Annotated in this window: 25 protein-coding genes and 3 pseudogenes; 8 read left to right on the top strand and 20 right to left on the bottom strand. The window is 62.3% G+C overall.

The annotated features are described in order from the left end of the window. Positions 1–13 precede the first annotated feature (13 nt). Positions 14–247: a BolA/IbaG family iron-sulfur metabolism protein gene (locus NKI47_RS13670; protein ID WP_023674714.1), complete on the top strand. Its 234-nt coding sequence runs from the start codon at positions 14–16 to the stop codon at positions 245–247. A gap of 12 nt (positions 248–259) precedes the next feature. Here NKI47_RS13670 and NKI47_RS13665 read toward each other — a convergent pair whose 3' ends face one another. Continuing rightward, complete coding sequence (locus NKI47_RS13665) at positions 260–1,066, bottom strand: phosphodiester glycosidase family protein (RefSeq protein ID WP_352590679.1); 807 nt, start codon at positions 1,064–1,066, stop codon at positions 260–262. Between the two features lie 163 nt (positions 1,067–1,229). On the opposite strand from NKI47_RS13665, the gene grxD reads away from it, so the two are divergent. Both grxD and NKI47_RS13655 read left to right on the top strand, forming a co-directional pair. After that, entirely contained in the window at positions 1,230–1,565 is a 336-nt protein-coding gene (gene grxD, locus NKI47_RS13660) for a Grx4 family monothiol glutaredoxin (protein ID WP_023674712.1), read from the top strand. 207 nt (positions 1,566–1,772) lie between these two features. After that, positions 1,773–2,972, top strand: a complete 1,200-nt coding sequence (locus NKI47_RS13655) for a multidrug effflux MFS transporter (protein ID WP_502897046.1) — start codon at positions 1,773–1,775, stop codon at positions 2,970–2,972. An 18-nt stretch (positions 2,973–2,990) separates the two neighbouring features. On the opposite strand, the gene NKI47_RS35125 is transcribed toward NKI47_RS13655, so the two are convergent. The 4 genes and pseudogenes from NKI47_RS35125 to rpsD all read right to left on the bottom strand — a co-directional run bounded on the left by NKI47_RS35125 (position 2,991) and on the right by rpsD (position 5,921). Then, positions 2,991–3,398: a UCP034077 family protein gene (locus tag NKI47_RS35125; RefSeq protein WP_502898037.1), complete on the bottom strand. Its 408-nt coding sequence runs from the start codon at positions 3,396–3,398 to the stop codon at positions 2,991–2,993. Positions 3,399–3,447: 49 nt separating this feature from the next. Further along, positions 3,448–4,274, bottom strand: a pseudogene (locus tag NKI47_RS13645) (inositol monophosphatase family protein). Further along, positions 4,264–5,151, bottom strand: a complete 888-nt coding sequence (gene ttcA, locus NKI47_RS13640) for a tRNA 2-thiocytidine(32) synthetase TtcA (RefSeq protein ID WP_352590673.1) — start codon at positions 5,149–5,151, stop codon at positions 4,264–4,266. The pseudogene NKI47_RS13645 and the gene ttcA overlap by 11 nt, the downstream one beginning before the upstream one ends. A 152-nt stretch (positions 5,152–5,303) precedes the next feature. Continuing rightward, positions 5,304–5,921 carry a 30S ribosomal protein S4 gene (rpsD, locus tag NKI47_RS13635; RefSeq protein WP_352457789.1) on the bottom strand — a complete coding sequence of 206 codons (618 nt, stop codon included), beginning with the start codon at positions 5,919–5,921 and terminating at the stop codon, positions 5,304–5,306. Between the two features lie 380 nt (positions 5,922–6,301). Between rpsD and NKI47_RS13630 the strand changes: the two genes are divergently transcribed. After that, positions 6,302–6,514 (top strand): hypothetical protein, encoded by a 213-nt coding sequence (locus NKI47_RS13630; protein ID WP_352590669.1) that lies wholly within the window; start codon positions 6,302–6,304, stop codon positions 6,512–6,514. 90 nt (positions 6,515–6,604) lie between these two features. On the opposite strand, the gene NKI47_RS13625 is transcribed toward NKI47_RS13630, so the two are convergent. The 4 genes from NKI47_RS13625 to NKI47_RS13610 form a co-directional block, all read right to left on the bottom strand. Further along, positions 6,605–6,793, bottom strand: a complete 189-nt coding sequence (locus NKI47_RS13625) for a DUF3008 family protein (protein ID WP_023674705.1) — start codon at positions 6,791–6,793, stop codon at positions 6,605–6,607. 76 nt (positions 6,794–6,869) lie between these two features. After that, positions 6,870–7,682 (bottom strand): glutamate racemase, encoded by an 813-nt coding sequence (murI, locus tag NKI47_RS13620; RefSeq protein WP_352457798.1) that lies wholly within the window; start codon positions 7,680–7,682, stop codon positions 6,870–6,872. A 134-nt stretch (positions 7,683–7,816) separates the two neighbouring features. After that, entirely contained in the window at positions 7,817–8,410 is a 594-nt protein-coding gene (locus NKI47_RS13615) for a hypothetical protein (protein ID WP_352590666.1), read from the bottom strand. A 132-nt stretch (positions 8,411–8,542) separates the two neighbouring features. Beyond that, a complete protein-coding gene (locus NKI47_RS13610) occupies positions 8,543–9,409 on the bottom strand; it encodes an RNA methyltransferase (protein WP_023674702.1) in 867 nt (288 codons plus the stop codon). Positions 9,410–9,615: 206 nt separating this feature from the next. On the opposite strand from NKI47_RS13610, the gene NKI47_RS13605 reads away from it, so the two are divergent. Together NKI47_RS13605 and NKI47_RS13600 are read left to right on the top strand one after the other, a co-directional pair. Beyond that, positions 9,616–10,827 (top strand): NADP-dependent isocitrate dehydrogenase, encoded by a 1,212-nt coding sequence (locus tag NKI47_RS13605; protein ID WP_096445278.1) that lies wholly within the window; start codon positions 9,616–9,618, stop codon positions 10,825–10,827. 11 nt (positions 10,828–10,838) lie between these two features. Beyond that, entirely contained in the window at positions 10,839–11,465 is a 627-nt protein-coding gene (locus NKI47_RS13600; protein ID WP_352590663.1) for a glutathione S-transferase family protein, read from the top strand. A 123-nt stretch (positions 11,466–11,588) separates the two neighbouring features. Here the strand turns inward: NKI47_RS13600 and NKI47_RS13595 are convergent, their stop codons facing one another. The 3 genes from NKI47_RS13595 to recA all read right to left on the bottom strand — a co-directional run bounded on the left by NKI47_RS13595 (position 11,589) and on the right by recA (position 16,471). Beyond that, positions 11,589–12,383 (bottom strand): PhzF family phenazine biosynthesis protein, encoded by a 795-nt coding sequence (locus tag NKI47_RS13595; protein ID WP_352590660.1) that lies wholly within the window; start codon positions 12,381–12,383, stop codon positions 11,589–11,591. A 64-nt stretch (positions 12,384–12,447) separates the two neighbouring features. Continuing rightward, on the bottom strand, positions 12,448–15,114 hold the full coding sequence (alaS, locus tag NKI47_RS13590) for an alanine--tRNA ligase (RefSeq protein WP_352590753.1): 2,667 nt from the start codon (positions 15,112–15,114) through the stop codon (positions 12,448–12,450). Positions 15,115–15,373: 259 nt separating this feature from the next. After that, positions 15,374–16,471, bottom strand: coding sequence for a recombinase RecA (gene recA / locus NKI47_RS13585; protein WP_023674696.1), 1,098 nt, complete (start codon positions 16,469–16,471; stop codon positions 15,374–15,376). Between the two features lie 277 nt (positions 16,472–16,748). Here recA and NKI47_RS13580 point away from each other — a divergent pair. Beyond that, positions 16,749–17,680: pseudogene (locus NKI47_RS13580) on the top strand (PfkB family carbohydrate kinase). 34 nt (positions 17,681–17,714) lie between these two features. On the opposite strand, the pseudogene NKI47_RS13575 reads toward NKI47_RS13580, so the two are convergent. Next, positions 17,715–18,037 (bottom strand): annotated as a pseudogene (locus tag NKI47_RS13575) (TfoX/Sxy family protein). Positions 18,038–18,127: 90 nt separating this feature from the next. On the opposite strand from NKI47_RS13575, the gene NKI47_RS13570 reads away from it, so the two are divergent. Beyond that, positions 18,128–18,625: a GFA family protein gene (locus tag NKI47_RS13570; RefSeq protein WP_352458423.1), complete on the top strand. Its 498-nt coding sequence runs from the start codon at positions 18,128–18,130 to the stop codon at positions 18,623–18,625. Between the two features lie 163 nt (positions 18,626–18,788). On the opposite strand, the gene sufA is transcribed toward NKI47_RS13570, so the two are convergent. The 7 genes from sufA to sufB all read right to left on the bottom strand — a co-directional run bounded on the left by sufA (position 18,789) and on the right by sufB (position 25,076). Beyond that, positions 18,789–19,169: a Fe-S cluster assembly scaffold SufA gene (sufA, locus tag NKI47_RS13565; RefSeq protein WP_352590656.1), complete on the bottom strand. Its 381-nt coding sequence runs from the start codon at positions 19,167–19,169 to the stop codon at positions 18,789–18,791. A gap of 110 nt (positions 19,170–19,279) precedes the next feature. After that, positions 19,280–19,675 carry an SUF system Fe-S cluster assembly protein gene (locus NKI47_RS13560; protein ID WP_352449378.1) on the bottom strand — a complete coding sequence of 132 codons (396 nt, stop codon included), beginning with the start codon at positions 19,673–19,675 and terminating at the stop codon, positions 19,280–19,282. 5 nt (positions 19,676–19,680) lie between these two features. Further along, the gene (locus NKI47_RS13555) at positions 19,681–20,922 is read right to left on the bottom strand and encodes a cysteine desulfurase (RefSeq protein ID WP_352541447.1); all 1,242 of its coding nucleotides are present in this window, start codon (positions 20,920–20,922) and stop codon (positions 19,681–19,683) included. A 178-nt stretch (positions 20,923–21,100) separates the two neighbouring features. Next, entirely contained in the window at positions 21,101–22,372 is a 1,272-nt protein-coding gene (gene sufD, locus NKI47_RS13550; protein WP_352590652.1) for a Fe-S cluster assembly protein SufD, read from the bottom strand. A gap of 25 nt (positions 22,373–22,397) precedes the next feature. Then, a complete protein-coding gene (gene sufC / locus NKI47_RS13545) occupies positions 22,398–23,153 on the bottom strand; it encodes a Fe-S cluster assembly ATPase SufC (RefSeq protein WP_352590649.1) in 756 nt (251 codons plus the stop codon). Beyond that, positions 23,146–23,562 (bottom strand): hypothetical protein, encoded by a 417-nt coding sequence (locus NKI47_RS13540; RefSeq protein ID WP_352590646.1) that lies wholly within the window; start codon positions 23,560–23,562, stop codon positions 23,146–23,148. Before NKI47_RS13540 ends, sufC begins: the two co-directional genes overlap by 8 nt. Beyond that, positions 23,559–25,076 carry a Fe-S cluster assembly protein SufB gene (gene sufB / locus NKI47_RS13535; RefSeq protein WP_023674685.1) on the bottom strand — a complete coding sequence of 506 codons (1,518 nt, stop codon included), beginning with the start codon at positions 25,074–25,076 and terminating at the stop codon, positions 23,559–23,561. Before sufB ends, NKI47_RS13540 begins: the two co-directional genes overlap by 4 nt. Between the last annotated feature and the right edge of the window lie 183 nt (positions 25,077–25,259).

Genomic DNA, 25,259 nt, shown 5'->3' with positions numbered 1-25,259 from the left:
AAGGAATCCTCACATGGCAATGGACGCCCACGACATCGAACGGCTGATCAAGGAAGGCATTCCCGACGCCAAGGTGACGATTCGCGACCTGGCCGGCGACGGCGACCATTATGCGGCTGAGGTGGTGGCCGAAAGCTTTCGCGGCAAAAGCCGCGTCCAGCAGCACCAGATGGTCTATGACGCGCTGAAGGGCAACATGGGCGGCGTACTGCACGCGCTTGCCCTGCAGACTAGCGTGCCGGACTGAGCTCTCTTGCAGTTACCGGCTCGCAAGCTTCTTACCGGTCACGGCAATGATCGGCCCCGCCGGATACTTTCCACCAACAATCATCCGCTCGCCGTTCGACAGCGCCGAAACGGCCCCGTCGAAGAAAAGCGCGTTGGGACAATCGAGCGCGTCTCGAAACAGTCGCGCGAAGCTGCCGAGGCTGACTTCAGAGCGCGAGATCGCCAGCATGACGGTGTTTTCGTCACGCACGCCGACGCCATTGCGGATATAGCGCGATGTGCCGTTTTGCTCGAAGCGGGGATGAAGCCGGCCGTCGATCACCAGCATCGGGCCGGATTGCGTGGCAAACATGACGTCCAGTCTGGTCGCAGCATAGGCGCTTGTCTCCATGACCGCCGCCTTGCCGTCCTTGCGGACCAGGAAGACGCCATTCGGTTTCAGGAAGAAATTGCCTCCGCTGTCGGCGACGTTGATCGTCGCCTTCTCCCGGCCGTCTTCGACGAGAAGGCCGACCGGAGTCAGGTCTTGGTGATACATGCCGGCGTTCATGGCGAGCAGCACCGGCCGGCCCTGATCCGCCATCGCCTTGTCGAATTTGTCCAGTGAACCGAAAGCCTTGCCGTCAAGGCCTGCGTGGAACACACCGATGTCATAGTGGCGCAGATCGATTTCGCAGACGACATAGGCGACCGCCTCGAAGCTCGTATCGCGGCACGGCGCCGGTAATTCACCGCCGACGACGAGAGATGGCTGTCTCGGCGACCTGGCCCACCAGATCAATGACAGTGCGGCGAACAGAACGGCGAGGAGGCACCCGGCGAGATATCGTCTTTTCATCGCGCCTCGGGAAAGATGGTGGCCAACGCTCTTGGCCCAAGATCAGACGTTCCTTTGCGCCATTTGCGTGGCAAGGCGGCAAACATCTTGTTTCGCGCAACCCATGGGTTTATTTGAAGGGTAATGTTCGAGCCTGACTCCCACAGGCATGAAAGGGTATTCCATGAGCGGCATCAACGACTACATCGACAATGAAGTGAAGGGCAACGACGTCGTTCTCTTCATGAAGGGCACGCCCGGCTTCCCGCAATGCGGATTTTCCGGCCAGGTCGTGCAGATCCTCGACTATATCGGCGCCGACTATAAGGGCGTCGACGTGCTGACTTCGGCCGAACTGCGGCAAGGCATCAAGGACTATTCAAACTGGCCGACCATCCCGCAGCTCTACGTCAAGGGCGAGTTCGTCGGCGGCTGCGACATCATCCGCGAGATGTTCCAGGCGGGCGAATTGCAGACCTTCCTCGTCGAAAAGGGCGTCAGCGTCAAAGGCGCCGCCTGACTTCTGTTTCTGCGTATGACCTTCCGCCTGCGATTTTCGGGGGTCATGCGCTAAGCGCCGGGGCAGCCCCCACCTTGGCAAAAAGTTCTGCCCATTATCGGGCAATCAACGAATGGATGCGTCGGCCAGCCGGCGCATTTTCGTTTGAGGATCGGACTGGCCGTGGATCAGCAAGCACAAGCGCAGCAAAAGGCAAGCACCTTGCCTATTCCGCGCTGGGAATTCATTGCGCTGTGCGCGGCGCTGATGGCGCTCAATTCGCTGGCCATCGACATTATTTTGCCGGCGCTGCAGCAGATCGGCGCTTCGCTTGGCATCGAAAATGAAAACCACCGGCAATATGTTGTCACCGCCTATATCCTTGGCTTTGGCGGCGGACAGCTGTTCTTCGGGCCGATCTCGGACCGCTTCGGGCGCCGCGCGCCGCTTGTCGCAGGGCTGGTGATCTACGTCCTGGCGGCCGGCGCTGCGGCAATCGCCCCGTCATTCACCACGCTTCTGCTATGCCGGGCCGTGCAAGGCATCGGTGCGGCGGCGACGCGCGTCATTGCCGTCTCGATCGTGCGCGATACGTTCGACGGAAGGCGCATGGCCGAAGTCATGTCCTTGATCTTCATGGTGTTCATGGCCATTCCGGTGGTGGCGCCCGGTATCGGCCAGTTCATCATGCTGTTTGCGACCTGGCATGTGATCTTCGTCACCATGGCAGCCGGCGCGCTGATCGTGTCCGCCTGGTCGCTGCTGCGCCTGCCCGAGACACTACACCCCGAATATCGCCGGCCGCTGACGTTGTCCTCCATCATCGGCGGCTTCCGCATCGTTCTCACCAACCGCATCGCGCTCTGCTACGCCTTCGCCAGCACCTTCATCTTCGGCGCCATGTTCGGCTTCATCGCCTCGGCCCAGCAGATCTATGTCAGCGTGTTCAATGTCGGCGAGATGTTCCCCGTCATCTTCGCGGGGGTTGCCGGCGTACTTGCTTTTTCGAACTACCTCAACTCGCGCCTCGTCGGCCGCATCGGCATGCGCCGTCTGTCGCAAAGCGCGCTGCTGCTGTTTCTGGCCATCAGCCTTGCCTGGCTGGTCGTTTCCATCGAAATAAAGATGCCGCTCTGGCTCTTCATTACCTTCTTTGCCTGCGCCATGGTCCCGTTCGGCGCGCTCGGCGCGAACTTCAACGCGCTCGCTATGGAGCCGCTGGGGCACCTGGCCGGCACTGCGTCGTCGATCCTTGGGTTCATGCAGACATTTCTTGGCGGCATTCTCGGCACGCTGATCGGCCAAGCCTTCAACGGCACGGTGACGCCGCTGGCCGCCGGGTTCTGCAGCGTGTCGGTGGCGGCGCTGCTGATGATCCTGCTGGCCGAGCGCGGCAGACTGTTCCAGCCGCATAACCCGCCGGTTTAATGCCCATTGCGCGTGCGCCTAGGATGCACCCTCACTGACCGCGGTGAAGCGAGGGAACAGCGTACGTCCTGCGATTGCTCCACCCATACTGTCCGAAACGGGCAGTGGAAGAGCCTTGTCGAGCGCCTCGAGGACGGAAGCCACGAAGGCCCGGTTGAGCGGACCATCGTCCCCTAGATGTGAGTAGGTGGCGCGCGGCTTGCCGATAAGCGTGCCGTTTCGGCGAATTGAGAACTGCAGCGTCAGGGTCATGCCCGCGCTTCCGCGCGGCGGCTTCCAACAGGCGAAGATCGCGGAGAACATCTCGTCTATGGTGTCGACGGAGTCGGGACTGCGACATGCGCGTTCCCCAGCTCTTGCTTCATGGACACCGGCAACCAAGGCAAGGGCAAAGGCCGTTGCAACAATTGCGGACCGAGGTTTCATTCGAGATCTCCGGTTTCGCACAAGATTGGACAACTTTGGCAGCGAAGAGCTATTCCGCCCAGAGCTCACGGCGCAGCTGCCGCCAGTCTCCCGGTCCGGTGCGACCAGCAGGCCACCCCCGACATGCGACGGCAGATAGGCGCTGCCGTCGAAGCGCGCGGCATGGCCGCCGGCCTCCGCATGGATCAGCACGCCGGCCAGGTGGTCCCAAGGCATCAGCTTGTTGTAGACGACGAAATGGCCGTGGCCGCTGGCCAGCAGGCGGTATTCATGGGCGGCGCAGCGATAATTGAACTGCGATAGCGACTTGGTCTGGTTGCGCGCCAAACGTGAGCGGTCCGGCTCGGGCACATAGTGCCATGAGACCGCACCGGTCATTTCCGACATCGGCGCCGGTTTGGCGACATGGACCTTTTCCAGATCGCCATGGGCATGGCGGATATGGCTGCCGGCGCCACTAACGCCGATCAGCCAATCCTTGCCGACGGGATCGTGAATGATGCCGGCGACCGTCTCGCCCTTGATCACGACGCCAAGCATGACGCCGAACAGCGGCACGCCGGAGGCGAAGTTGAAGGTGCCGTCGACCGGGTCGATGACGAAGGCGAGTTCGGCATCGCCGAGACCGTCGAGCAGCGTCGGGTCGTCGGAGCAGGCCTCCTCGCCGACGATCATTGCGTGGGGATAACGCTGGCGCAGCCTGGCGGTGATGAGCCGTTCGGCATTGACGTCGGCCTCGGTGACGAGATCGGCGGCCGAGGTCTTGCGACGGACGTCGCCCTCGCTCAACCGGCGAAAGCGCGGCATGATCTCGGCGACGGCGGCTTCCGACAGAAGGTCAGCAAGCCAGTCGATCGCGCTGTCGTCAAATGTCATCGGGACGCCTGGTGGTGAGGGTTTCGTTGAGGGCGACGAAATCGAACAACTTCCTGTCGAGCAGATGCGAACGCCGCACATTGGTCAGGGCGCGGATCATCGTGTCCTTGCGGCCGGGCATGCGCTTCTCGATGTCGTCGAGCATCGCCTTCATGGCGTTGCGCTGCAGGCCTTCCTGGCTACCGCACAGATCGCACGGAATAATCGGGAACTTCATGGCGCCGGCGAATTTCTCGAGATCGGCTTCCGCACAATAGGCGAGCGGCCGCAGCACCATGACATCGCCTTCGTCGTTGAGCAGCTTCGGCGGCATGGCGGCGAGGCGTCCGCCATGGAACAGGTTCATGAAAAAGGTTTCCAGTATGTCCTCGCGGTGGTGGCCGAGCACCAGCGCCGAGCAGCCCTCCTCGCGGGCAATGCGATAGAGATGGCCGCGCCGTAGCCGCGAGCACAGCGAGCAATAGGTGCTGCCCTCGGCCAGCTTGTCGGTGACCACCGAATAGGTGTCCTGATATTCGATGCGATGCGGAATGGCATATCTATCGAGATAATCGGGCAATATGTGCTTGGGAAAGTTCGGCTGGCCCTGGTCGAGATTGCAGGCTAACAGCTCGACCGGCAGCAGCCCGCGCCATTTGAGATCGAGCAGCACGGCAAGCAGGCCGTAGGAATCCTTGCCGCCCGACAGAGCGACCAGCCACCGGTCGCCGGGCCTCACCATGGAGAAATCGTCGATCGCCTGGCGGGCAAGCCGCAACAGCCGCTTGCGCAGCTTGTTGAACTCGACGGAGGACGGCACATCGGCAAACAGAGGATGAAAGCCGCCTTCGGTGTCGGCGACCGGTTCGAGTGTTTCGGCGTCTGGCAGCATATTCATGGCGCTTCGGCCCCAAGATCCTGTTGCCGCCCGCAGTACCGCATCGGACCGAAAATCGAAATCGATTTCGGAATCACGCCGCGGAAAAGGAACGAAAAAGAAAAGGCCGCCTCGACGGGCGGCCTTCGATTGTATCGCGACGAACGCGCCGATCAGCGCGAATAAAACTCGACGACCAGGTTCGGTTCCATCTGCACGGCAAACGGAACGTCCGCCAGGCCGGGGATGCGCGTGAAAGCCGCGGTCATCTTGTTGTGATCGGCCTCGATGTAATCGGGCACGTCGCGCTCGGCCAGGCCCACCGATTCCAGCACGATGACCAGCTGCTTCGACTTCTCGCGCACTTCGACGACGTCGCCCGGCTTGCAGCGGTACGAGCCGATGTTGACGCGCTTGCCGTTGACGTTGACGTGGCCGTGATTGACGAACTGGCGCGCCGCAAAGATGGTCGGCACGAACTTGGCGCGGTAGACGACCGCGTCGAGGCGCGATTCGAGCAGGCCGATCAGGTTCTCCGAGGTGTCGCCCTTGCGGCGGTCCGCCTCTTCATAGACCTTGCGGAACTGCTTTTCCGAAACGTCGCCATAGTGGCCCTTTAGCTTCTGCTTGGCGCGCAGCTGCAGGCCGAAATCGGAAAGCTTGCCCTTGCGGCGCTGGCCATGCTGGCCGGGGCCGTATTCACGCTTGTTGACCGGGGACTTCGGGCGGCCCCAGATGTTTTCGCCAAGACGGCGGTCGATCTTGTACTTCGCGGATTCGCGCTTGCTCATCGCATTCCCTTTCAAAACAACATACCCGGAACCTCATGGTCCGGGTGAAGGAAACGCGCCCTCCTCTGGCCTCCGTTTTCGAGACCTGACAGGGTTTTCCACGCAACGCGACGGAAAACCCACGGGACACGTCATTTCAAACAAGACATAGGGAAAGTAAAACCGGCTTCCCAAACGTCTTGCACACATAAAGAAAACCACCGGGCATTGCGGCCCGGTGTTGGTGGGCTGGTTAAACGGAGATTTAACCGCTGTCAAGCTTCTGGCTGGCGCGAATCGCCGAACCGGATAGTGTTACGGTTGTAGAACGTGCCGGATGTGGCGGGAGGTTGCGCCAGCGGCATCAGGAAGGGACTGAAGTCAGAGGAGCTGGAATTCGCATGAAGAAGTTCTTCCTTACGTTGGTAGGAGCCGCGGTGATGGCCGGCACGATGGCGGTCGCGCCCGAGCCGGCGCAGGCCCGGCATTGGCATGGGCACAGGCATCACCAGGTCTGCCGCATCGTGGTCAAGAAGAAGGTGGTGTGGCGCCACGGTCATCGCAAGGTCATCCGCTACAAAGTGCGGCGCTGCGGGTGGAGCTGGAACTGGTAATTTTCGTCCTCGCCCGTTGAGACTTCATGGCCCGCGGCTCAGCCGCGGGCCTTTTATTGACCGGCATCCGCCGTCAGAATGGCCAATCGATCAGTGTTTCGACTTCTTTTCCGGCAGGCCCTTGCGCTTGGTCTCGGCGAATTCCTCGAGCTGTTTTTCGCTCATGGATTTATACATTCCCTTTGACGCGCCTTTGAGCGCGCCCTTCTTGGTCTCGCCGCGCTTGGCTGACAATGCCGCGCCGGCCGCTTTCTGCTGGGCTTTTGAGGTGGCTGGCATGATGGTTTCTCCCGTTTCCGATGAGAGGAAAACGCATTGTCTGGTGTGATGTTCCCAAAGCGAAAATTGCTTGCGGTCAGGATATCGTGAGGCCAAATCCCTGCATCAGCCGGCGCGTCGGAAAATCGGCGCTGTTCGAGGTGAAGAACGCAAGGTCGGCGCCTTCCGGCAGTGCCTCTCTGCGATAAGCGGCCTCGGTATCGGCAAGCAGCGACAGCGCCCGGCGTGCGATCGCCTCGGCCGGGTCGAGCCAGTCGACCGGCCACGGTGCTGTCTTGCGCATGCGGTTGGCCAAAAACGGATAATGGGTGCAGGCAAGCACGACGATGTCGGTGCGCAGCCCGTCATGCTCGACGAAGCACGGCGCGATCTCTGCGCGCACGGCGTCCTCGTCGACAAAACCGTCGCGCATATAGGCTTCGGCCAATCCCGCCAGCCTGTCGCTGCCGACCAGGCGGACATGGCATTTCTGCGCCCATTTGCTGATCAGATCGCGCGTGTACTGGCGCTTGACGGTGCCGGGCGTCGCCAGCACCGAAACCAGACCTGAGCGCGTGCGTTCCGCCGCCGGCTTGATGGCCGGCACGGTGCCGACGAAAGGATGGCCGGGAAACCTCTCGCGCAAAGCATCGATGACCAGTGTCGAGGCGGTGTTGCAGGCGATGACCGAAATGGCCGGCGAAAACCGGTCGAGCAGCCTGGCGAACAACTCCAGGATATGTGTTCTCAGCGCCGGTTCCTCCCAGGCGCCGAAGGGGAACGCCGCGTCGTCGGCGACATAGATGAAGCGGCGGTCAGGCATCAGCACGCGCGCCTCACGCAGCACGGTGAGGCCGCCAATGCCGGAATCGAACATCAGGATCGGACGGGCGCTTGATGGATCGGTCATCGTCATTGAATTCACTAAGGGCTGGGATCACGTGGGCTCGAAAGAGAGAAGGCGGGCCCATCCTTTGCGTCGGCGATGGCTTTATCTCTGACGCTTCTATCTGGAACCATCATGGCCTTGATGCGGCGAGACGATCACACAAGGCCCCGCTTGCCGAAGCCGCCGGGCCGCGGCCGGCCGTTCGCCGGAGATGCAGGTTGAGATGCAGGGTGGTTCGACGGCACCGGCGCGGCCCGCGTGGCGTAGGCTGGAGCCAGGGCCGTCGCGCCGGCGGCTGACGCTGAATGGAGCGCGGCGGCGCCGCGCAGCGGCCCGGGCGGGTCGAAATCGTCGAAACTCAGGGATGACGCCATATCCGCAGAGCCACCGCCCGCCGGCTTGCCCGCCAAGATGACGGCCCACAGCCCGACAAGAGCTAATCCCAGCAGGTTGAGGCCGGAATGCGAATCTTCGCCGTCGAATTTTACGACAAGAACAGTGCCGGCCTGCAGGATCGCGAACAGGGTCGAGAACACGATATACGACCAAAGGATCCAACTCGACCCTTGCGCGTCGCGGCTTCGACGCCACGCGAAATTCGCGCGGAACAGAACGATCACCAGCGAGGTAACGAGAACAGCCGCGGCCAGCCCTTCCCTGGAAGGTCCGGGCCTCGAATTGGCCAAACCCTCGATGCCGATGGTCTCCACGACGCACAGCACAAAGGTCACGATTTCCGCAACCAGCAAGGCCGCGGAATAGAAGAAAAAGCGAAGACGCCCGATATTTGAATTGAACATCGAAAGGATCCATCGTTCGCCGGACAATGGATCACACCAAATAACATTCGGTTACCTGGTGAGGTATGGGTCGTTCCGAGGCTAGTCTTTGTCTTTCGCCCTCGCAGCGCGTGCCGCGGCCGCCGGGAGCCGCCTTGGGTCGTCGCCGGGCGATCCGTCGCCGCGCGGCATGGCCGGCGAGAACCTGTCCAGCGATGATATTATGCCGCGCAGCACCTTAAGCTCCGGCTCGGCAAAGCCGGCGCGGGTCAGCACTGCACGCAAATTGTCGACCATCTTCGGCTTCTTCGCTGCCGGGCGGAAATAGCCGCGCGCCTCCAGTGCACCTTCCAGATACGCAAACAGGCCGTGCAATTCTTCCTTGGCAGCCGGCGGCATTTCGGGGCCGGAGAAGTTGGTCCTGGTCTCGTCTTCCAGGCCGGACTTCATCCATTCATAGGACATCAGCAGGGCCGCCTGGGCGATGTTGAGCGAGGAGAAGGCTGGATCGACGGGGAAGGTGACGATCTCGTCGGCAAGGCCGACCTCATCATTATAGAGGCCGAAGCGCTCGCGGCCGAACAGGATGCCGGTGCGCTGGCCGGCCCGCTGCCGCGCGCGCAGCGCCCTGCCCGCCTCGACCGGACCGCGCACCGGCTTGAAATTGTCGCGCGCGCGCGCCGTGGTGGCGAAGACGAAGTTCAGATCGGCGACTGCCGAGGCGAGGTCATCGAACACCGTGACGGCATCGATGACGTGGTCGGCGCGGCTTGCGGCGGCACGCGCCTTCTCGCTCGGCCAGCCGTCGCGCGGATTGACGAGCCGCAGCTCGGTAAGGCCGAAATTGGCCATGGCGCGCGCAACCATGCCGATATTCTCGCCGAGCTGCGGCTCGACCAGGATGATCGCCGGTCCGGACGCTGGAGTTCCGGAGGCAAGAGGGGTGGCGGGATCCTGGGTAGCGGCCATGGTTGTCAGTGAACTGCTGTTTGCGGCATTTCGCAGTCCCCTGCCACATTTGGCGGCGAAAATGAAGCTTTCGCAAGGAATGCCGACACTACGGCGCGGTTCGCCGTTTGCGCGGCCAAAAAGCCTTTGATATACGGGCCGCATCCCAGGGCCGGCAGCCGTGCGGGCAAGGCCGTTCCGTTCCCCAAAAGCGAGGCATTCTTTCCATGGCGAAGATCAAGGTGGCGAACCCGGTCGTCGAACTCGACGGCGACGAGATGACCCGCATCATCTGGCAGTTCATCAAGGACAAGCTGATCCACCCTTATCTCGACCTCAAGCTCGAATATTACGACCTCGGCATCGAGCACCGCGACGCCACCAACGACCAGGTGACCATCGACTCGGCCAATGCCATCAAGAAATACGGCGTCGGCGTGAAATGCGCGACGATCACGCCCGACGAACAGCGCGTCGAGGAATTCAAGCTGAAGAAGATGTGGAAGTCGCCGAACGGCACCATCCGCAACATCCTCGGCGGCACCATCTTTCGCGAGCCGATCATCATGAAGAACGTGCCGCGGCTGGTGCCCGGCTGGACCAAGCCGATCATCGTCGGCCGCCACGCCTTCGGCGACCAGTACCGCGCCACCGACTTCCGCTTCCCCGGCAAGGGCAAGCTGACGATCAAATTCGTCGGCGAGGACGGCCAGGTGATCGAGCACGATGTGTTCGACGCACCCGGCGCCGGCGTCGCCATGGCCATGTACAATCTCGACGAATCGATCCGCGAATTCGCCCGCGCCTCACTGAACTACGGCCTGCTGCGCAATTATCCCGTCTACCTCTCGACCAAGAACACCATCCTCAAAGCCTATGACGGACGCTTCAAGGACATCTTCCAGGAGGTCTACGAGGCGGAGTTCGAAGCAGAATTCAAAGCGAAGAAACTCTGGTACGAGCACCGGCTGATCGACGACATGGTGGCCTCCAGCCTGAAATGGTCGGGCGGCTATGTCTGGGCCTGCAAGAATTATGACGGCGACGTGCAGTCCGACACGGTGGCGCAAGGCTTCGGCTCGCTCGGCCTGATGACCTCGGTGCTGATGACGCCGGACGGCAAGACCGTCGAGGCGGAAGCCGCGCACGGCACCGTTACCCGCCACTATCGCCAGCACCAGAAAGGCGAGGAGACCTCGACCAATTCGATCGCCTCGATCTTTGCCTGGACGCGCGGCCTCGCGCATCGCGCCAAGCTCGACGACAATGCCGAACTGAAGCGCTTTGCCGAGACCCTGGAAAAGGTCTGCATCCAGACGGTCGAGTCCGGCTTCATGACCAAGGACCTGTCACTGCTGATCGGCCCCGACCAGCCATGGCTTTCGACCACCGGCTTCCTCGACAAGATCGACGAGAATTTGCAGAAAGCGATGGCCTGAGCCCAACCGGCATGGGCAAGCCCGTCGTCTACGGCGCGGACTACAGCGTCTATGTGCGCATCGTGCGGCTGGTGCTGGAGGAAAAGGGCGTCGGCTACGAGCTCGTGCCCGTCGACGTCTTTGCCGCGGACGGCATTCCCGGCTGGTATTTCGAGCACCAGCCGTTCGGCCGCATCCCGACCTTCGAGCATGACGGCTTTCGCCTCTACGAGACTGGCGCGATTGCCCGTTATGTCGACGAAGCCTTTGACGGCCCGGCGCTGCAGCCGGCCGGAGCCCGGCCTCGAGCACGCATGAACCAGATCACCGGCCTGCTCGACGCCTACGCCTACAGGACCATGGTCTGGGATGTCGCTGTCGAGCGGCTGGAAAAAACGCCGCCCGACGAAGCCGTGATCGCCAACGGGTTGCGGCAGGCAAGAACGGCATTGCAGGCGCTCTCCTCGCTGAAAGCCGAAGGGCCTTGGCTGTTGGGGACGGACCTGACGCTGGCCGACCTGCACGCCGCACCGATCATCGGCTATTTCGTTAAGGTCGCCGAGGGACAAGCCCTGCTGGCCGAGTTTGCCGATATTCGGGATTGGTATGCGCGCATCACTCAACGCGCGAGTTTTGCGAAAGCCGAAAAGGCAGGGTGACAAAGATACGAGAGGCCGAGGGACAGCACCCCCCTCTGTCCTGCCGGACAGAGGGGGGTGCTTTACCGCCGAGGCTGGCGACAAATTCTCCCAGATCCTTGCCTTCTCTGCCTCGCAAGCCGCTCAATCGGGAAGGTAGATCTCCGCCTTCATGAAGGTCTTCGCACGGCCTGTGATCAGCACGCGATCTCCGGCCAGTTCGCATAGCAAATGCCCGCCGCGCTGCGAGCATTGGAATGCCGACAGATGCGTCTTGCCGAGTTTTTCAGCCCAGTAAGGTACCAGCGTCGCATGAATGGAGCCGGTAACCGGATCCTCGGGAATGCCCGCCCCGGGCACAAAGTAACGGGAGACGAAATCGTGGGCTCGCCCAGGCGCGGTAATAACCAGGCCGAGAGGATGAAAACGTCCGATCCTGAGCAGATCGGGAACGAAAGATCGCACGGTTGTCTCGTCGGCAAGCTCGACAAACAGGTTCTCGAAATTGCGGAAGCTCGCAACCGGCCGCTGAGGCAATATCGCTTGCAGCGCCGAGTTCAGCTCTTCCTCGATGGGCTGCGGCGGAAAACACGGCAGATCAAGCTGATAGGCCCCTCCCCACCGGGAAACCCGCAGCTCGCCGACCCGGGTGGCGAAGGCCATTTCGCCCTGACCATTGTATTCCGTAGCCAGCACATGGGCGGCCGCAAGAGTGGCGTGGCCGCAGAAGTCGACTTCATGGACCGGCGTGAACCAGCGCAAATCCCAACCTTTGCCATTCGGCCGCACAAACGCGGTTTCAGCAAGATTGTTTTCGTTGGCGATGGCCTGCATTACCTGCTCCGACAGCCATTCCTCTAAAAGGAGAACGGCGGCAGGGTTACCCTGGAAGGCCCGTTCGGCAAAGGCATCGACCTGATACATCGTCAGCGTCGGCATATCGGCCCTCAAAGATATCCGCTGGGCGGCGCGCCATTTCGGCCGTGCCGCCCCCGGTGCAGGTTCACGCCGCTTCGAGAGCCGCCTTCACCGCAGCGATCGCGTCTTCGGCCTTCGAGCCGTCCGGGCCGCCGGCCTGAGCCATATCGGGTCGCCCGCCGCCGCCCTGCCCGCCCAATGCCGCGGACGCGACGCGCACCAGATCGATGGCGTTGAAGCGGCCGGTCAGATCATCGGTGACGGCGACGACGACGCTCGCCTTGTTGTCCTCGCCGGCGCCGACAAAGACGACGATGCCGGAGCCGAGCGACTTCTTGCCGGCATCGGCCAACGGCTTAAGATCCTTTGGCGAGACGCCCGATACCGCCTTGCCGAGAAAACCGACACCGGCAATGGTTTCGTTTTCCGCAGGCACACCGGCTGGCGAGCGATCGCCCAGCGCCAGCTTCTTGCGCGCCTCGATCAGCTCCTTTTCGAGCTTCTTGCGTTCGTCCAGCAGCGCCTCGACGCGGGCCGGCACATCGGCCGGCGAAATCTTCAACGCGGCGGCGGCCGCCTTCAACCGCTTGTCCTGTTCGTCGAGATGCTTTCTGGCCGCCTCGCCGGTCAACGCCTCGATGCGGCGCACGCCGGCAGCGACCGCGCTGTCGGACACGATGCGCACCAGGCCGATATCGCCGGTCGCCCTGACATGCGTGCCGCCGCATAGCTCGACCGAATAGGGCCGGTTGGCCTTGGCGCCATGCAAGCCCGTGCCCATCGAAACGACGCGCACTTCATCGCCATATTTCTCGCCAAACAGCGCCATGGCGCCTTCGGCAATGGCGTCGTCGACAGACATCAGCCGCGTGGTTACAGGGCCGTTCTGAACGGCGATCTCGTTTGCCATGCGCTCGACCTCTTCGAGCTCGTCCGGCGAGATCGGCTTGTTGTGCGAAATGTCGAAGCGCAGACGCTCGGGCGCGACCAGCGAGCCCTTCTGCGCCACATGGGTACCCAGCACCTCGCGCAGCGCCTCATGGATCAGATGCGTGGCGGAATGGTTCGCGCGCAGCCTGGAGCGACGCGCGTGGTCCACCTTCAGCTCGACGGTCGCGCCTGTCTTGACCGTGCCGTTAGCCACCTTGCCGAGATGGACGAAAAGCCCATCGGCCTTCTTCTGGGTATCGGATATTTCGATCGAGAACCCGTCGCCTGAAATGACGCCGGTATCGCCCATCTGGCCACCGGACTCGCCATAGAACGGCGTCTGGTTGACAACCACGGCAACGGCGTCGCCTTTGCCGGCACTGTCGACGGTCTTGCCGTCCCTGACCAGCGCCTGGATGAGGCCTTCCGCCTGCTCGGTCTCATAGCCGAGGAACTCGGTGGCGCCGGCGTTCTCGCGCACCGGAAACCATACCGTCTCGGTCGCCACGTCGCCGGAGCCGGCCCAGCTTTTGCGCGCCTCCGCTTTCTGCCGCTCCATCGCCTCGGTGAAGCCGGCAAGGTTGACCGAGATGTTGCGCTGGCGCAGCGCGTCCTGCGTCAGATCGAGCGGAAAGCCATAGGTGTCGTAGAGCTTGAACGCTGTCTCGCCATCCAGCATGTCGCCGGAGGCCAGCTTTTCCGTCGCCTCCGAAAGCAAGCCCAAGCCGCGCACCAGCGTCTTGCGGAAACGGGTTTCCTCAAGCTTCAGCGTTTCGGTGATCATCTGTTCGCCGCGCACCAGTTCCGGGTAGGCTTGGCCCATCTCGCGGACCAGTGCCGGCACCAGGCGCCACATCAGCGGATCGCGGGCGCCGAGCAACTGCGCGTGGCGCATGGCGCGGCGCATGATGCGACGAAGCACGTAGCCGCGTCCTTCGTTGGACGGCAGCACGCCGTCGGCGACCAGGAAGCAGGACGAACGCAGGTGATCGGCGATGACGCGCAACGATGCGACGGCGTCCGCATCCGGACCTTTGCCAAGCGCCGACGACGCAGCGTCGATCAGGTGGCGGAACAGGTCGGTTTCGAAGACGCTTTCAACCCCTTGCAGGATGGATGCCATGCGCTCGAGGCCCATGCCTGTGTCGATCGACGGACGCGGCAGGTCGACGCGCTCGTCCTTCGTCACCTGTTCGTACTGCATGAACACCAGGTTCCAGAATTCAAGGAAACGGTCGCCATCCTCCTCGGGGCTGCCGGGAGGGCCGCCCCAGATATGCTCGCCACGGTCGATGAATATCTCCGAACACGGCCCGCAAGGTCCAGTGTCGCCCATTGCCCAGAAATTGTCCGAAGTCGCGATGCGGATGATGCGATCGTCCGAAAGGCCGGCGATCTTCTTCCAGTACGAGGCCGCCTCGTCGTCGGTGTGGTAGACGGTGACCAGCAGCTTGTCCTTCTTCAGCCCGAACTCCCTGGTGATCAGGTTCCAGGCAAGCTCTATGGCCCGCTCCTTGAAATAGTCGCCGAAGGAGAAATTGCCGAGCATCTCGAAGAAGGTCAGGTGGCGCGCGGTGTAGCCGACATTGTCGAGGTCGTTGTGCTTGCCGCCGGCGCGAACACTCTTCTGGGCAGTCGTGGCGCGCGAATACGGCCGCTTCTCCAGACCGGTGAAAACGTTCTTGAACTGCACCATGCCGGCATTGGTGAACATCAGCGTCGGGTCGTTGCGCGGCACCAGCGGGCTTGACGCGACGACCTCGTGACCTTCCTTGCGAAAATAGTCGAGAAATGCCGACCGGATCTCGTTGACGCCACTCATGAATACTGCCTTTTCGAGAGAACCGCCGGCTGCCGGCGGAAAATAGACATGGCCTTTTAGCGGTCGCACCGCAGCCTGTCCAGAAACACCAAATGGGCTCAAATCCCGGCTTTCACCAGCGCCTTGAAATGCGTCTGCCTCGCCGTCAAACGCGAACCGCCGGCCCTGGGCCGGCGGTTCGAAACGCATCGATTACGCAAACTCAAAATCAAAACATCAAATCGAAACCTGGCTGAGGCTCAGCGAGGCGTCGCTTGCCCTACATCACCCCAGCGTCGTCCTCGAAACCGTCGTCGCTGCTTTCGGAGCCGCCGTTCTCAAGGAATTTCTCAGCGATCAGCCCGGCATTCTGCCGTAGCGCCAGCTCGATCTCGCGCGCCGTGTCGGGATTGTCGCGCAGGAACAGTTTTGCGTTTTCGCGGCCCTGGCCAAGACGCTGCGAATTGTAGGAGAACCAGGCGCCCGACTTTTCGACCACGCCCGCCTTAACGCCGAGATCGACCAGCTCGCCGGTCTTGGAGACGCCCTCGCCATACATGATGTCGAACTCGACCACCTTGAAGGGCGGCGCCAGCTTGTTCTTGACGACTTTGACGCGGGTCTGGTTGCCGACGACCTCGTCGCGATCCTTGACCGAGCCGATGCGGCGGATGTCGAGGCGGACCGAGGCATAGAATTTCAACGCATTGCCGCCGGTCGTCGTCTCGGGCGAACCGAACATGACGCCGATCTTCATGCGGATCTGGTTGATGAAGATGACCATGGTGTTGGAGCGCGAGATCGAGGCGGTGAGCTTGCGCAGTGCCTGGCTCATCAGGCGGGCCTGCAGGCCGGGCAGCGAATCGCCCATCTCGCCTTCGATTTCCGCCCGCGGCGTCAACGCCGCCACCGAATCGACCACCAGCACGTCGATGGCGCCGGAGCGCACCAGCGTGTCGCAGATCTCCAGCGCCTGCTCGCCGGTATCGGGCTGCGAGATCAAAAGGTTTTCGAGATCGACGCCGAGCTTGCGGGCATAGACCGGGTCGAGCGCGTGCTCGGCATCGACAAAGGCGCAGATGCCGCCCTTCTTCTGGGCTTCGGCCACCGTGTGCAGCGCCAGCGTCGTCTTGCCCGAGCTTTCCGGCCCGTAGATCTCGACGATGCGGCCGCGCGGCAGGCCGCCGACGCCAAGCGCGATGTCCAGCCCAAGCGAGCCGGTCGGCACCGTTTCGATCTCGACGACCTGCTCGTTCGCGCCGAGCCGCATGATCGAGCCCTTGCCGAAGGCACGCTCGATTTGCGATAGCGCCGCATCCAGAGCCTTTGATTTGTCCACCGCTTTGTCCTCTACAAGCCGCAAAGAATTCTGAGCCATGATACATCACCCCGTGGTCGTCAATGGAGGCCGGACAATCCCGCAATCCTTAAAAGAATGTACCTCATTTGTTCTCATTTGTCAATGAGCACCAAGGGTTTGAAAAATAACGCATATCCCTATTTGTTCTATTTTTGTTTCGCAATTATTGCTTCCGATGTGTCTCGCCTCGCATGCGGCGCCGTTGCCGTCACCAACCGAATCGAACCCGCGATTGCAGGGTTCCGCCCGGCGACCTAGTCTCCCCCGGGCAACAGCTAAAGGGCATTTTGACGGCATGATCAAATCCCCGACGATCCTGGCCGTGGGCGGCGCCTATATCGAGCGGCGCGGCCGGGTTGCCGGCGCCTTCGTGCCGGCCGCTTCCAACCCCGGCACGATGCGCGAGCATGTCGGCGGTGCCGTCTTCAACGCCTTGCGCTGTGCGGTGCGACGCGGCGCCTCGGCCTCGCTGCTTTCGGTGCGCGGCGGCGATGCCCTTGGCGACACGGTTTTACGCGCCGTCACCGAGGCCGGCATTGCCGACCTGTCGGCGGTGTTCCTCGACCGAGCAACGCCAAGCCATACGATGCTGATCGATAGCGACGGCGGGCTGATCGCCGGCCTTGCCGACATGGTGCTCTACGAGCTGGCGCTTCCCAAGCAGATCCGCCGCGCCAAGGTGCGGGAAGCGATCGGTTCGGCCGACGCGGTGCTGTGCGACGCCAACCTGCCGTCGACCGCGCTGGGGCGGCTGGCGGCACTCGCCGCCGACAAGCCGGTGTTTGCGCTTGCGGTCTCGCCCAATAAGGCGGCGCGGCTGATGCCGGTGCTCGACCGTCTGGCGCTGGCCTTCATGAACCGGCAGGAGGCCGGCGTGCTCGCCGGCGTCGGCATCGATGCTGACGATCAAGGCATCGTCGACGGCCTAAGACGCGCCGGGCTGAAAAGCGGCGTGATCACCGCCGGCGACGAACCAGTGCTCGGTTTGACGAATTGAGCGCGTTCTCGATCTCGCCACCGCCGCTACAAAAGCGGACCGATACTGCCGGCGCCGGCGACGCATTGGCAGGCGCCACGATCGTTGCCCTGCTGCGCGGCCTGACGCTACGCGCGGCACTGCGCGAAGGCATTGCCGCAGCTATGCTCGCCGTCGAGCGCGCCGCCTTCACCAGCGCCAGCTTTGCCGAGGCGCTGGCGCTCGTGCCCGAGGCGCGGGACCTGGCGTGAAGTGCGGCCCGGAATTGCCAAAGCATGACGCAGCCTATTTTCCGGCGCGCCGTCCTGCCTCGTAGGCGCGGCGCGCCCAGATCACCATCTCGTCGGGATCGTCGAATGCGCTGTCGGGAACGCTCCAATAGGGCATCGACACGAGCTTGCCGTGGCGCGAGCCGGTATAGGTCATTGCCGGCAGCCGGCCGCTTCGAAATCCGGTGCGCTTTCGGCGTCGGCCTTCAGCATCAATTCGCCACGGATGACGATGGCGACGATGACGCCGTCGAAATAGATGCCCTTGCCGCCGAACAGCTTGCGGATGCTGACCGGGCCGAGGCCTTCGAAAAGCTCTTCTATGCGCTCGTTGTCCATGCGGCGATCATGTCACCCGGATTTCCCCTTGTCATCGACGCAACCGGCACCATCCTGACAAGTTCGGAATCAGTTTCATCGGAGTTTCTCATGCCGCTTCTGCTCAAAGGGTCCTGCCGGTGCAATGCCGTGCGTTTCGAGGTGGAAAGCCATACGCCGGTGCCGTTCATGCTGTGCTACTGCTCGATCTGCCGCAAGCAGCAGGGCGGCGGCGGTTTTGCCATCAATCTCGGCGCCGATTACGAGACGCTGAAAATCCAGGGCAAGCGCCATCTCGGCGTCTACCGCGCCGAGATCGAGGACGACGAGCACCCGCAACGCGAGACCTCGACGGGCGAGCGGAACTTCTGCACGAAATGCGGGACGGCACTCTGGCTCTACGATCCGACCTGGCCGGAGCTGGTGCATCCGTTTGCCTCGGCGATCGACACAGACCTGCCGAAACCGCCGGAGAAGGTGCATCTGATGCTGAAATACAAGGCGAACTGGGTCGAGCCCGACATCGGCAAGGGTGACAAGGTGTTCGACGTCTACCCGGAGGAGTCGATCGCAGACTGGCACAAGCGAACGGGGATGTGGGTGGATTAGCTTCGGCAGTCCCCCTCATCCGGCCCTTCGGGCCACCTTCTCCCCGCTGGGGAGAAGAGACTGGCTCAACCGTTCGCGACCTCTTCTCCCCTCGGGGAGAAGGTGGCCGCGAAGCGGCCGGATGAGGGGGTCTCGCGAAATCCTACTAAGGAAAAGAAAATTCTCAGGCCGAAGCGCGTGCTTCGGCCAGTGCCTTCAGATCAGCCGGCTTCAATTCGACCGATTCGCCGCAGCCGCAGGCCGAGCTCTGGTTCGGATTGCGGAAGGTGAATCCGGTGCGCAGCGCCGTCTGCTCGAAATCCATCTCGGTGCCGAACAGGAAAAGGGCCGCCTCCGGCGCGACATAGACGTGGGCGCCATCGCGCTCGATATGGTCGTCCTTGGTGTTGGGCTCGGTCACCAGGTCGACCGTATATTCCATGCCCGCGCAACCGCCCTTCTTGATGCCAAGGCGAATGCCATGCGCATTCTCACGGGTCGCAACGATCTCGCGCACCCGGTCGGCGGCCTTTTCGGTCATCGTGATGACGGCGAAGCGTCCCATGTTTTCCTTCTCCATTGCGCGCAGGTTCAAGGCCTGCCGAATGATTCCTCACCTAAAATGGTGAAGTTTTGTACCCGGCGCAAGTGCGCCAGCCTCTGGCTGGTCGGATGCTAGTACCACCCAACCGCCACCTGCGCCTCTTCCGACATTCGGTCGGGCGACCAGGGTGGGTCGAAGGTCATGTTGACCTCGACGCCGGAAACGCCTTCGACGGCGCCGACGGCATTCTCCACCCAACCGGGCATTTCGCCGGCCACCGGGCAGCCAGGCGCGGTCAGCGTCATGTCGATCTTGACCGAGCGGTCGTCCTCGATGTCGATCTTGTAGACGAGGCCGAGCTCGTAGATGTCGGCCGGGATTTCCGGGTCGTAGACCGTTTTCAGCGCCGAGACGATGTCGTCGGTCAGCCGCGCCAATTCTTCGGCCGGAATGGCCGATCCGGAGACCACCGCATTGGTGGCCGTTTCCAGTGCCGTGCTTTCGGCGGTGTGGCTGGCATCATCCATGATCGTCACCCGAAGAACTTGCGCGCTTTTTCCAGCGCATCGGCCAAAGCATCGACTTCGGCCCTGGTATTATACATGCCGAACGACGCCCTGCATGTGGATGTTACGCCGAAGCGTTTCAACAGCGGCTGGGCGCAATGGGTGCCGGCGCGCACCGCCACTCCCTGCCGGTCAATGACCATCGAGACGTCATGGGCATGGATGCCCTGCAGCTCGAACGAGATGATGGCGCCCTTGCCGGGCGCATCGCCGAAGATGCGCAGCGAGTTGATGGCGCGCAGTTTTTGATGCGCATAATCCTTCAGATCGGCCTCATGCGCGGCGATGCGTTCGCGGCCGATCTTTTCCATATATTCCAGCGCCGCACCAAGCCCGATCGCCTGGACGATCGGCGGCGTGCCGGCCTCGAAACGGTGCGGCGGATCGTTGTAGGTGACGATGTCTTGCGTCACCTCCTCGATCATCTCGCCGCCGCCCATGAACGGGCGCATGCGCTCCAGAATATCCTTCTTGCCGTAGAGCACGCCGATGCCCGACGGGCCATAGACCTTGTGGCCGGTGAAGACGAAGAAATCGCAGTCGAGGTCCTGCACGTCGATCGGCATATGCACGGCGCTCTGGCTGCCGTCGACCAGCACCGGGATGCCGCGCGCATGCGCGATGCGCACGATTTCCTTGATCGGCGTCACCGTGCCCAGCGCATTCGACATGTGGGTTATGGCGACCAGTTTTGTCCGGTCGGTCAGCCGCTTCTCGAATTCCTCGATATGGAAGACGCCGAGATCGTCGACCGGTACCCAGACCAGCTTGGCGCCCTGCCGCTCGCGGATGAAATGCCACGGCACGATGTTGGAATGATGCTCCATGATCGAGAGCACGATCTCGTCGCCTTCGCCGATGTTCGGCATGCCGAAACCATAGGCGACCGTGTTGATCGCCGCCGTGGTGTTCGAGGTGAAGACGATGTTGTCGGTGCTCGGCGCATTGAGGAAACGGCGCACCGTCTCGCGCGCCTTCTCATAGGCGTCGGTCGCGGCATTCGACAGGAAATGCAGGCCGCGATGGACGTTGGCGTATTCCTGGGAATAGGCGTGCTGGATAGCGTCGAGCACGGCCTGTGGCTTCTGCGCCGAGGCGCCATTGTCGAGATAGACCAGCGGTTTGCCGTAGACTTGCCGCGACAGGATCGGGAAGTCGCGGCGGATCGCCTCGACGTCGTAGGGGATGTTTTCGACTTTCTGGTCCATCACAACTCTCTCGAGGCACCGCCTCATTCCGTCCAGCACCCCTCATCCGACCGAGCTTCGCTCGGCCACCTTCTCCCACAAGGGGAGAAGGAAGAGCGCCTCTCCTTCTCCCCTTGTGGGAGAAGGTGGCGCCGAAGGCGACGGATGAGGGGTGTTGGCACCAACCCCTCAGTCACCTCTACCCGTGCGTCAAAAACCAATCGTCGAGCCGTGCTTCGAGCGCCTCGACGATTGCCTCGTCGTCCAGTTCCTCGATTACCTCGGCGACGAAGGCCTTGACCAGCAAGCCGCGCGCGGTCTTCTCGTCGACGCCGCGCGCCATCAGGTAAAACAGATGGCTGTGGTCGATCTCGGTGACGGTCGCCCCATGGCCGCAGACGACGTCGTCGGCGAAGATTTCGAGTTCCGGCTTGGTCGAGAACTCGCCGTCGTCCGACAGAAGCAGCGTGTTGCAGGCCATCTTGGCGTTGGTCTTCTGCGCATATTGATGGACGTTGATGCGGCCCTGGAAGACGCCGCGCGCCTTGCCGGTCACCACATTGCGGATGACTTCAGTCGAGGCCGTATGCGGCACGGCGTGGTCGAGCACCATGGTGACGTCGGTATGGGTGTCGCCGGCGAGCAGATTGATGCCGCGCAGGGTGAATTCGGCGCCCTCGCCGGTCGTCTTCACAACGACCTCCTGGCGCACCAGCTTGCCGCCGGCATTCATGACGAACAGCGTCAGCTTCGAACTCTTGCCGAGATGCGCCTTGAACTGGGCAAGGTGCGTCGCCGTATCCGGCTGCTCCTGCACGATGAGCCATGTCACCTCGGCGCCCTCGCCAAGCACAAGCTGGCTGACCGAACTGACCAGCGCCGCCTCCTCGCCTGCCTGGCGTTCGACGATGACAGCGTTGGCACCGGCACCGACGCGGACGGCCAGGCGTACATGCGTCTGTCCACCGGCCTGCAAATTCTGCAATTCGAGCGGCTTGTCCATTTGGGCCCCGTCGGCGATGTCGACGAAATAGCCGTCGGCGACAAAGGCGGTGTTGAGCGCGCCGATGGCGTCGTCGCTGCCATAGGAATCCAGCCCCGGGGCGATGCTGCCGTCGGTCAGCTTCTCCGACAGGCGCTGTACCGTGACGCCCTCGACAGCAGCCCATTTCGCGCTCGAAACGCCGTTCAGCACCGGCAAAACCGAGGAGCCTTCGACGATCGGCGCAATGGCTTTCGCAACCGCTGCCGGATCGAAGTCCGGCACCGAGGTCAGCAGCCGGCGCAGGTCCGTATAGTGCCAGGATTCGATGCGCCGCGTCGGCAGGCCGCCCTTGATCGCCTCGATGGCGTCGTCGCGCTTCAGCATCACCGCGCCGTCACCGGGCAGCAGCGACAGCCGCTCGCCAAAGGCGTCGATCAGCGCCGTTTCGGCTAATGTCCGCTGGGGTGTTGTCGTGTGCATATTCATCAGTTTCGTCCTGCCTTCCGGCATCTCACGCGGCTTGCCCGATCACGCCGGCATAGCCATTGGCCTCGAGGTCGAGCGCCAGCGACTTGTCGCCCGACTTGATCACCTGACCCCTGTAGAGCACGTGCACCGTATCCGGCACGATGTATTGGAGCAGGCGCTGGTAGTGGGTGATGACGACGATGGCGCGGTCCGGCGAGCGCAGCGTGTTGACGCCGTCCGCGACGATCTTCAGCGCGTCGATATCGAGACCGGAATCGGTCTCGTCGAGCACGCAGAGCTTTGGTTCCAGCAGCTTCATCTGCAGGATCTCGGCACGCTTCTTCTCGCCGCCGGAAAAGCCGACATTGAGCGGCCGCTTCAGCATCGCCATGTCCATGTTGAGCGAGGCGGCCGCTTCCTTCACGCGCTTGAGGAATTCCGGGATTTTCAGCGGCTCCTGGCCGCGCGCCTTGCGCTGCTCGTTCATCGCCACCTTCAAAAATTCCATCGTCGCCACGCCCGGTATCTCCATCGGATACTGGAAGGCGAGAAAGATGCCGGCGGTGGCGCGCTCGGCCGGATCCATTTCGAGGATCGACTGGCCGTTGTAGAGGATGTCGCCATCGGTGACCTCATAGTCCTCGCGGCCGGCGAGGATATAGGACAGCGTCGATTTCCCCGAGCCGTTCGGGCCCATGATGGCGGCGACCTCGCCAGCCCTGACCGTCAGGTTCAGGCCGCGGATGATCTCGGTGCCGTCATCGACGATGCGGGCATGCAGGTTTCTGATTTCAAGCATTCTCTTGCTCTATCGTTCCGTTAACTACATATCGCCGAGCTAGGGCAACGGCGACGTCGCTTTCAAGTTCAGGTGCCAAGTCAAATCGCATACTTCCGTCCTCGACGGCGTCGGCGGGATTCGGCCACCTGGTGATTTCAAAAATCTCAGGGCCGTAGACTGTGATCATCAACTCCGTGCCGTCTTCGCGCCCAGCGCTAATTCGGTTGGCTTCGACTTCGATACTGACGACAACTTTGCTTTCGGCAGCAAAGCTTCGAAGGTAGTTCCCGAGCGACGTTGCCAATTCTCCGCAAATCTGCTCATCGAGGTCGGCCCGATAGTTGTCGGGTAGCTCACCAGAATGCCTGTCAAACTGGTGAACGCGTGCGACCAACGGCGGACCGTTCTCTGCCTCATCGTCACTCACCCCACGCTCCCCTCGAGGCTGATGCCGATCAGCTTCTGCGCCTCGACGGCGAATTCCATCGGCAGCTGCTGGATGACGTCCTTGACGAAGCCGTTGACGATCAGCGCGATCGCCTCTTCTTCCGGGATGCCGCGCTGCATGACGTAGAACTTCTGGTCCTCGGAAATCTTCGAGGTGGTCGCCTCATGCTCGAACTGAGCGGTCGAGTTCTTGGCTTCCATGTAGGGCACGGTGTGCGCGCCGCACTGGTCACCGATCAGCAGGGAATCGCAATTGGTGAAGTTGCGGGCGTTGGTCGCCTTGCGGTGCGCCGAGACCTGGCCGCGATAGGTGTTCTGCGAGAAGCCGGCAGCGATGCCCTTGGAGATGATGCGGCTCGACGTGTTCTTGCCGAGGTGGATCATCTTGGTGCCGCTGTCGACCTGCTGATAGCCGTTCGAGACGGCGATCGAATAGAACTCGCCGCTGGAATCGTCGCCGCGCAGGATACAGCTCGGATATTTCCAGGTGATCGCCGAGCCGGTCTCGACCTGCGTCCACGAAATCTTCGAGCGATGGCCGCGGCAGTCGCCGCGCTTGGTGACGAAATTATAGATACCGCCCTTGCCCTCGGCGTCGCCGGGATACCAGTTCTGCACCGTCGAATATTTGATCTCGGCATCATCGAGCGCGATCAGCTCGACCACCGCGGCATGAAGCTGATTCTCGTCGCGTTGCGGCGCCGTGCAGCCTTCGAGATAGGAGACGTAAGCCCCCTCCTCGGCGATGATCAGCGTGCGCTCGAACTGGCCGGTGTTCTTCTCGTTCATGCGGAAATAGGTCGACAATTCCATCGGGCAGCGCACGCCCTTGGGCACGAAGACGAACGAACCGTCGGTGAACACCGCCGAATTCAGCGTCGCGTAGAAATTGTCGGAGGTCGGCACGACCGAGCCGAGATACTTCTTCACCAGCTCCGGATGCTCGCGGATGGCTTCCGAGATCGAGCAGAAGATGACGCCGGCCTGCGCCAGTTCCTTCTTGAAAGTGGTGACGACGGAGACGGAATCGAACACCGCATCGACGGCGACGCGGCCCGACTTGTAGACGTTGTCGCTGGCTTCCTCGAGCTCCGACGCATCGGTCTTCTGCACGCCGGCGAGGATTTCCTGTTCCCTGAGCGGAATGCCGAGCTTCTCATAGACCTTCAGCAGTTCGGGATCGACCTCGCTGAGCGAAGTCGGCCCCGGCGTGCTCTTGGGCGCGGCGTAATAGTGGAGGTCCTGGAAATCGATTTTGGGATAGTGGACGCGCGCCCATTTCGGCTCGTCCAGCGTCAGCCAGCGGCGATAGGCTTCCAGGCGCCATTCCAGCATCCAGGACGGCTCGTCCTTCTTCGCCGAAATGAAGCGGATAATGTCTTCGCTCAGGCCCTTGGGGGCCTTGTCCATCGCGATTTCGGTCTGGAATCCGTATTTATACTGGTCGACATCGATCTTTCGAACTCGATCGATCGTCTCCTGCACAGCAGGCATCAGCGTTCTCCATCCACGCCGGGGTCAAGGCCCGGCAGTTTTCAAACTATGGCACCGCAAACGAGCACCCATCAGGCACCGGAGGCGGCGTAAGTTTCATATAGTGCGTTCATGCCGGAAATTCACCCGGCCAAATGCGAACGCACGGCTCTACCAGGCCGCAAGGCCCTACATTTCGTCTGC

Origin of the sequence: Mesorhizobium sp. M0633, from assembly GCF_040320645.1 — a bacterium.
In the GTDB taxonomy this organism is placed as follows: domain Bacteria; phylum Pseudomonadota; class Alphaproteobacteria; order Rhizobiales; family Rhizobiaceae; genus Mesorhizobium.
Note: the sequence above shows the minus strand (reverse complement) of the source record. Positions and strands in the feature narration are given on the sequence as shown.

Excerpts from the sequence above, each read along its gene's own strand:
- NKI47_RS13670 (WP_023674714.1), top strand. The coding sequence starts at position 14 with ATGGCAATGGACGCCCACGACATCGAACGGCTGATCAAGGAAGGCATT.
- NKI47_RS13665 (WP_352590679.1), bottom strand. The coding sequence starts at position 1,066 with ATGAAAAGACGATATCTCGCCGGGTGCCTCCTCGCCGTTCTGTTCGCC.
- grxD (WP_023674712.1), top strand. The coding sequence starts at position 1,230 with ATGAGCGGCATCAACGACTACATCGACAATGAAGTGAAGGGCAACGAC.
- NKI47_RS35125 (WP_502898037.1), bottom strand. The coding sequence starts at position 3,398 with ATGAAACCTCGGTCCGCAATTGTTGCAACGGCCTTTGCCCTTGCCTTG.
- ttcA (WP_352590673.1), bottom strand. The coding sequence starts at position 5,151 with ATGAATATGCTGCCAGACGCCGAAACACTCGAACCGGTCGCCGACACC.
- rpsD (WP_352457789.1), bottom strand. The coding sequence starts at position 5,921 with ATGAGCAAGCGCGAATCCGCGAAGTACAAGATCGACCGCCGTCTTGGC.
- NKI47_RS13630 (WP_352590669.1), top strand. The coding sequence starts at position 6,302 with ATGAAGAAGTTCTTCCTTACGTTGGTAGGAGCCGCGGTGATGGCCGGC.
- NKI47_RS13625 (WP_023674705.1), bottom strand. The coding sequence starts at position 6,793 with ATGCCAGCCACCTCAAAAGCCCAGCAGAAAGCGGCCGGCGCGGCATTG.
- murI (WP_352457798.1), bottom strand. The coding sequence starts at position 7,682 with ATGACCGATCCATCAAGCGCCCGTCCGATCCTGATGTTCGATTCCGGC.
- NKI47_RS13610 (WP_023674702.1), bottom strand. The coding sequence starts at position 9,409 with ATGGCCGCTACCCAGGATCCCGCCACCCCTCTTGCCTCCGGAACTCCA.
- NKI47_RS13605 (WP_096445278.1), top strand. The coding sequence starts at position 9,616 with ATGGCGAAGATCAAGGTGGCGAACCCGGTCGTCGAACTCGACGGCGAC.
- NKI47_RS13600 (WP_352590663.1), top strand. The coding sequence starts at position 10,839 with ATGGGCAAGCCCGTCGTCTACGGCGCGGACTACAGCGTCTATGTGCGC.
- NKI47_RS13595 (WP_352590660.1), bottom strand. The coding sequence starts at position 12,383 with ATGCCGACGCTGACGATGTATCAGGTCGATGCCTTTGCCGAACGGGCC.
- alaS (WP_352590753.1), bottom strand. The coding sequence starts at position 15,114 with ATGAGTGGCGTCAACGAGATCCGGTCGGCATTTCTCGACTATTTTCGC.
- recA (WP_023674696.1), bottom strand. The coding sequence starts at position 16,471 with ATGGCTCAGAATTCTTTGCGGCTTGTAGAGGACAAAGCGGTGGACAAA.
- NKI47_RS13570 (WP_352458423.1), top strand. The coding sequence starts at position 18,128 with ATGCCGCTTCTGCTCAAAGGGTCCTGCCGGTGCAATGCCGTGCGTTTC.
- sufA (WP_352590656.1), bottom strand. The coding sequence starts at position 19,169 with ATGGGACGCTTCGCCGTCATCACGATGACCGAAAAGGCCGCCGACCGG.
- NKI47_RS13560 (WP_352449378.1), bottom strand. The coding sequence starts at position 19,675 with ATGGATGATGCCAGCCACACCGCCGAAAGCACGGCACTGGAAACGGCC.
- NKI47_RS13555 (WP_352541447.1), bottom strand. The coding sequence starts at position 20,922 with ATGGACCAGAAAGTCGAAAACATCCCCTACGACGTCGAGGCGATCCGC.
- sufD (WP_352590652.1), bottom strand. The coding sequence starts at position 22,372 with ATGAATATGCACACGACAACACCCCAGCGGACATTAGCCGAAACGGCG.
- sufC (WP_352590649.1), bottom strand. The coding sequence starts at position 23,153 with ATGCTTGAAATCAGAAACCTGCATGCCCGCATCGTCGATGACGGCACC.
- sufB (WP_023674685.1), bottom strand. The coding sequence starts at position 25,076 with ATGCCTGCTGTGCAGGAGACGATCGATCGAGTTCGAAAGATCGATGTC.